A 7105-nucleotide genomic window follows, 5' to 3' on the forward strand; every position below is an offset into this window, starting at 1 on the left:
TTCAATCGTTCTGTTAGTTCCATAGCCCTGAGAAACATATAGCCTTTCAAACTGATCAGCAAATTTAGCAAACGCCTTGTCTGTTTCTGAAAGTGCAGATTCTCCAAGTATTACCTGAAGCTCCTTTGCTTCTTTACCTGCTGCATAGGCTGCAAACAACTGATTCATAGTATCTGCGTGGTCTTCTCTAGTTTTCCCATCACCAATACCCTTGTCTTTAAGTCTTGATAGAGATGGTAAAACATCTATAGGAGGCATCAAATTCTTCTTATATAGCTCTCTAGAAAGAATTATCTGACCCTCAGTGATATATCCTGTCAAGTCAGGGATAGGATGTGTTTTATCGTCTTCTGGCATCGTCAGAATAGGAACCTGTGTGATAGATCCTTTTTTACCCTTAATTCTTCCGGCTCTTTCATACAAAGTCGAAAGGTCGGTATATAAGTAACCTGGATAACCTCTTCTTCCTGGAACCTCACGTCTAGCCGCAGAAATTTCACGAAGTGCTTCACAGTAGTTAGTCAGGTCTGTCAATATTACTAGCACATGCATTCCCTTTTCAAATGCAAGATACTCTGCACAAGTAAGTGCCATTCTAGGAGTTGATATACGCTCAATAGCTGGGTCATTTGCCAAATTCATAAATAGTACAGCTCTGTCTATCGCACCAGTTTTCTTGAAGTCATCAATAAAGAACTGTGCTTCTTCAAATGTGATACCTATGGCTGCGAATACAACAGCAAACTTTTCATCCGTCCCCAAAACTCTTGCCTGTCTAGCTATCTGAGATGCTAGATTGGCATGAGGAAGTCCTGAGCCTGAGAATATAGGAAGCTTTTGCCCTCTAACCAACGTATTTAATCCATCTATTGCAGATACACCTGTCTGTATAAACTCTGACGGATAATCTCTTGCAACTGGATTTATTGCAATACCATTGATATCTAGCTTATCATCTGGAATTAACTCAGGACCACCATCCTTTGGATTACCCATTCCATCAAATACTCTACCTATCATATCTTCAGAAACACCAAGAGTTAGAGGCTTTCCTAAAAATCTAACCTTTGAATCCTTCAAGTTGATACCCGCAGAGCCTTCAAATAACTGAACCATAGCCTTATCGCCATTGATTTCAAGAACTCTACCACGACGAATATCGCCATTTTGCATTTCGATTTCAACAAGCTCTTCGTACTTTATTCCTTCTACTCCATCTACCATTAAAAGTGGACCTACAATTTCTCTTATAGTTTTGTACTCCTTAATCATCTAGCCCACCTCCTCTATTAATTAATGCATTGATATCAGAAGTTATTTGTTCAGATATTTCATCTAATCTCGATATGTTAGCTTCCTCAGTATATTTTGCTCTAGCTATCGATTCTCTTACTGGTAGGTCTATCAGCTCCTTTAAATATACCTTGTTTTCCAAAGCTCTAAGTGACTCACTGTAGAACTTTAGAACTAGGTCCAACATTTTATCTTGCTTTTCAAGAGATGTAAATGTATCTACATCCTGGAAAGCATTCTGCTGTAGGTAGTCTTCTCTAATTGACTTTGCCACCTCTAGCTTTAGCTGGTCCTTTTCAGATAAGGTGTCCTTACCTACCAATCTAACTATTTCTTGAAGAGCTGATTCTTCTTGCAATAATGCCATGGCTTCAGCTCTGTTTTCAGGGAATTTTGGAGATACATTTTCTCCCATCCACTCATCTACATCTGACTGATATAATGAGTATGAATCTAACCAAGAAATCGCAGGGAAGTGTCTTCTATAGGCTAGATTTGCATTCAATCCCCAGAAAACTTTTACTATTCTTAATGTCGCCTGAGAAACTGGCTCAGATATATCTCCACCTGGAGGAGATACAGCACCTATTATTGTAAGTGCACCTTCTCTACTGTCGCTACCCTTACAGATAACTTTACCAGCTCTTTCATAGAATTCGGCTGCTCTAGAAGATAGGTATGCTGGATAACCTTCGTCACCAGGCATTTCTTCAAGACGACCAGACATCTCTCTAAGTGCCTCCGCCCATCTAGATGTCGAGTCTGCCATAACAGCTACCGAATATCCCATATCTCTAAAGTATTCTGCTATTGTTATACCAGTGTATATACTTGCTTCACGTGCAGCAACCGGCATATTTGATGTATTTGCAATAAGCACTGTTCTTTTCATCAAGGTTTGACCAGTATGTGGATCGATTAGCTCTGGAAACTCGTTCAAAACGTCTGTCATTTCGTTTCCACGTTCACCACAGCCAACATAAACAACTATCTGAGCATCTGCCCATTTAGCCAGCTGATGCTGAACAACTGTCTTTCCAGAACCGAAAGGACCCGGCACACAAGCAGTACCACCCTTTGTAACTGGAAAGAATGTATCTATAACTCTCTGTCCTGTAATTAGAGGAACCTTTGGAGCAATTTTTTCCTTTATTCTTCTGCTTCTTCTAACAGGCCATTTCTGCAACATTTGTACAGGCTTTGATTCGCCCTTATCATTTTTTATTACAGCTATATCATCAACAACTGTAAAATCACCTTCCTCGATGCTTTCTACCACACCCTCCATTCTATATGGAACCATGATTAGATGCTTTACAACCTCAGTTTCTTGAACATATCCAAGGATATCTCCTTCTTCTACTCTGTCACCGACCTTTGCTTCAGCGTGGAAAGTCCATTTCTTTTCTCTATCAAGTGAAGGTACTTCAACACCTTTTGTAAGGAAATCCCCAGCAACTGCTCTAAATTTTTCCAATGGTCTTTGAATACCATCAAACATATTTTCAATTAAACCAGGACCAAGCTCAACACTCAGTGGTTCTCCTGTAGTTTCTACTGGTTCACCAGGACCAATTCCTGCTGTTTCTTCGTATACCTGTATTGAAGCTTTGTCATCACGCATTTCTATTATCTCGCCTATCAGCTTTGAATCAGATACCTTTACAACGTCGTAAATATTAGCATCTGACATTCCTTCTGCTACAACAAGTGGACCAGATACTTTGACTATTTTTCCTGCCATAACGTCGCCTCTCCTCCTTATTTATCAGAATTGGCAAATATATTACTACCAACTGCCTTTTCTACGTTTTTATTTATATCATTCATTCCTATTCCAAGACTACCTTGATTAGAAGGTATTAGTATTATCGCCGGAACAAGCTTTTTCTTATATCTCAATATAGTTTCCTCAATATGCTGAGCAATATGCTCTGTAACAAATATCAATCCATAATTTTCCTCAGCAAGGGAATCTACTATATTTCTGGCATCTTTTCCATCAATGGCTGGAAAAACATCTATTCCTATCGACTTAAATGCCAGTATCGAATCCTTATCTCCAACTGCACCTATTTTATACATTAAATACCACCCAACCTCTCTCTAAGCTTAGTAGATGGAATGTTATTCAATTTTCCAACTAGTATCAGTCTAATTATTGAAATTTCCTTTTCTTTTGCCACAAGATATGCAAATATAGGCTCTGGTCCAAAGGAAATAAATCTAGAATCAGAATTTAGTCTACTCAAGAAAATATCTTTCATATTGTCAATTACTCCGAGACTTCCTTTTTCCTTGTATTCATCAACACATTCCAATAAGGCTCTTCCTACTTTTTCAGACTTTAATGCCATTGCAACTCTATCGAAATCCTCTCTTGATAAAGAAATCAACCTAGCCACAGATACACCTCCACCTTCAACCAAAATTTGACTTAGGAAGCTTTGAGATTTACCCATTTTTACTGCCCTTAGCATCGATGATATATTAAAGAAATCTATACTCGAGCTAACGTACTCACTAAACAAATTTATCGCCAATGAATCTGAAACATCCTTGAGATGTGAATAATATGCTCTGTCTATAACTATATCAATCATCTGAGGATCATTTGTTTCTTCAAAGATAGCTTCACCGCTTCTCAAGGCTTTGATAAATTCACTTTTTGTATTTGTAAAGTGCCCGCTTTCAAATTGAACTCTTATCTTATCCGGATTATTATCACTCGAATATATAAATAAGTCATCAAAATTCTTTCCAGAAACCTTGCCCTTTACAATTACTTTTAAATTATGGTAGTCATATTTCAATGACAGAATTTCTAGTATTCTCTTATCATTTAACATCTCAGCTCCTAATTTAAAAGCTCTAGCAGTTTCATTTTTCAACAAAAGCTCATAGTTTTTGACACCATCTACACCTTCCGAACTCTTTATGTACTCTGAATCTAAAAGAATCTTAAACGCTTCATCAGCATCTTTGGCATCGATCATCTTATCTAGTTTTCCTTTGTCGAGAAGTCTTTTCTCATAAACCCTCGCCATTACTACACCCTGGGCGTAATCCAATCTATCCATAAACTACCCCCTATTATTTAAAAAGTACCCTAGCAATTTCACCCTGTATCTCATCCTTTATATAGTTAAGCTGAGTGTCAAAAGTATAATTCTTTTCTATTCCACCTGTTATTTCTATAAAACCAGATTCTGTAAATCTATCCTCCAGTACCTTAGCATTGGGAAATGCACTCTTTACAGCATCCAATTTATCTTGCTGTACTACTATAATGGAATCTTCTGAGAAATTCGAATTATTCTTGATGTATTCCACATACTTTTCTGATCCAATATCTTTCATATCCCTCAAAGCAGCCTCAAAAACTCTTTGAATTACCTCTTGCTTTACCTTTAATTCTCCATCTCTAGCCTTCAGGTTTGCATTTGAAACCAATCTCTCCTTCAAGCTATCAGCTTCTCTCACTCCCTTTTCAACCATAGATTTATATTTAGCCTCACACTGATTCTCAGAACTTAGTTCAATTTTTTTGACCTTGTCCTTCGCTTCGGATAGAATATCATCGGCAGATCTTTGTGCTTCATCCAATATTCTATCAATCAGTTTACTTAGTTCTGCCATAACATCACTTCCTTTTCTATAAACTTAATTTCTTTTTGCATTTTTTTAAGCAAAGAAAGAAGTAAACTTAAAGAATAATAGAAGTGAAATTACGAATGCCAATAGTGCATAAGTTTCAACCATTACTGAGTAAATTATACCCTTTGTAGTCTGCGATTCATTCTTTGCAAGAATTCCTATACTACTTGCAGCAACCTTCCCCTGAGAAACGGCTGAACCCCAGCCTACAAATCCTATCGGCATACCAACTGCTGCTAAATACATACCTTGCTCTAGTGGAATATCACCTGTTAATTTTAAAAGTATTAAAAGACCTATAACGAATCCGTATAATCCCTGTGTACCAGGAAGTAGCTGTAATATAAGTGTCTTACCAAATTTTTGTGGCTCCTCTGGAACCAACCCTGATGCAGCTTGTCCAACTATTGAAAGCCCTTTTGCTGAACCTATTGCTGCTAACATTGCTGCAACAACACCAACTGATCCAAATACTACTCCACCGTGTTCTACTATCCATGTTGCGAAATTCATAAAAATAACCTCCTCAATTTCTTGTTTAATAATCGTTTTATCTTTTTATTTTTCCACATTATTATTTGTTATTTTTTCAGTTTTTTATATATTAATCTTCATAATGTCTATCAAGGTTAATATATTTTGTCTTATTTCTAAAGAATCTAAAAGCCTTTCCTCCACCTTCATAGAATTTTCCAAAAAATTCCACGTAAATTAGTCTAAGTGCATGAACATAAGCACCTAGGCAAGAGAGAAATAAGTTAAATGCATGGAAGAATATCAAAATAAATATGGCTGCTACCATTCCAATTGGGCTACCCCACATCATGCCAGCTATCATATTTACAGAAAATGCTATATATCCACCAGACATTCCCAATGCCATCAAACGAGAGTATGAAACAAAGTCACCTATATAGCTCGAAATTCCATATACATTATATACTCCCGCAACCAATCTAACTGCAATATTTCCCTCTGAGCCTCTTGCTCCTCCTATTACCAATAGAATTATACCTATGATCATACAATATTTAAATATGTTTGATAAAGCCGGATTGACAACCCCCATTGTGGATAACAGGAACAATATTATTCCAGCTAAAGTTATATACCATGCTATTACATCAAAAAACATATCGACATACTGACCATCTCTTATTTGCATATAGGCTTTTATCGCAAGAGCATATGCCAAGTGAATGCCTCCAATTGCTATAGATATTGCCAATACAGTCATAAACTGAGTACCCAAATCTAAAAGTCTCCACATACCCGGTATGCTCGCTCCAAAATATGAGCCATACAAAAATCCCCATATTGCTGTTGAAATACCCAATAACTGAAAGAATCTAACATTTTTTCTCATATCCGGAGTAAAGTTGCAAGCCCTTAATCCTATTGTAGTAAGTAAAAATAATACCACTCCATAGCCAAAGTCCGCAGACATCATTCCAAAGAAAAATGCATATATCGGTGCATATAATGGAGTTGGATCTATTTCGTTATACTTTGGCAACGCATATGTGGATGTTATCACTTCAAAAATCCTTACAAACCTATTATTTTTTAATAAAATTGGAACATCATCACTATCTCTTTCTGCGTCTTCATACTCGATTGAATAGACCTCACCAGAAATTTTTTCAATAGATTGCTCAAATCTTTTGACCTCAAAATCCGGAAGATAACCACTAATCATACAAACGCTAGCAGTCGTCATAAAATCCTTCTGAGCAGACTCTCTAACCTTTAAATTTCCTATATAATCATACATTAATTTGAAATCGTCAACCAGATTGGCTTTTTCTGCTATTTTCTGTTCTATAGACGCCTTCTGAATTTCTATTTCCTTGACTTCCGATGTCAAGGCTTCAATCTTGTTCATAGGTAGGTCATCTGAATCAAATTTTAACTTATTAAAGTTACCCACTCTAAAGGCTTCATTTAATTCTTCAGCTTCCCGCTTGTCACTTAATACAAAGAATAGATGTTCATCTTTATTTTGTCCAAACTCCTCATGATAAGTGTACTCCATTTTCTTCATTTCATCCAAAAATGGTTCCAATGCTTTCTCAGAAACACCTCCAACAACACCCTCAAAGCGTTTCAAATTTGCCAACTCATCAAAGCTGATATCCAGATTAGAAATAGGCTG

Annotated in this window: 7 protein-coding genes; all 7 read right to left on the minus strand. The window is 36.8% G+C overall.

Annotation, left to right across the window (positions count from 1 at the left end):
- On the minus strand, positions 1-1272 hold a 1272-nt coding region (locus BM120_RS10425), incomplete at its 3' end, for a V-type ATP synthase subunit B (protein ID WP_091995789.1).
- Entirely contained in the window at positions 1265-3037 is a 1773-nt protein-coding gene (locus tag BM120_RS10430) for a V-type ATP synthase subunit A (protein ID WP_091995791.1), read from the minus strand. The genes BM120_RS10430 and BM120_RS10425, both read right to left, overlap by 8 nt.
- Positions 3038-3054: 17 nt before the next feature.
- On the minus strand, positions 3055-3378 hold the full coding sequence (locus tag BM120_RS10435; RefSeq protein ID WP_091995793.1) for a V-type ATP synthase subunit F: 324 nt from the start codon (positions 3376-3378) through the stop codon (positions 3055-3057).
- Entirely contained in the window at positions 3378-4373 is a 996-nt protein-coding gene (locus BM120_RS10440) for a V-type ATP synthase subunit C (RefSeq protein WP_091995795.1), read from the minus strand. Before BM120_RS10440 ends, BM120_RS10435 begins: the two co-directional genes overlap by 1 nt.
- A gap of 13 nt (positions 4374-4386) precedes the next feature.
- Positions 4387-4932 carry a V-type ATP synthase subunit E gene (locus BM120_RS10445; protein ID WP_091995797.1) on the minus strand — a complete coding sequence of 182 codons (546 nt, stop codon included), beginning with the start codon at positions 4930-4932 and terminating at the stop codon, positions 4387-4389.
- Between the two features lie 45 nt (positions 4933-4977).
- Positions 4978-5463 (minus strand): V-type ATP synthase subunit K, encoded by a 486-nt coding sequence (locus BM120_RS10450; RefSeq protein ID WP_091995799.1) that lies wholly within the window; start codon positions 5461-5463, stop codon positions 4978-4980.
- Between the two features lie 91 nt (positions 5464-5554).
- The coding region (locus BM120_RS10455) for a V-type ATP synthase subunit I (RefSeq protein WP_091995801.1) at positions 5555-7105 on the minus strand (1551 nt) is incomplete at its 5' end.

The sequence above is a fragment of the Peptostreptococcus sp. D1 genome, from assembly GCF_900112955.1.
In the GTDB taxonomy this organism is placed as follows: domain Bacteria; phylum Bacillota; class Clostridia; order Peptostreptococcales; family Peptostreptococcaceae; genus Peptostreptococcus.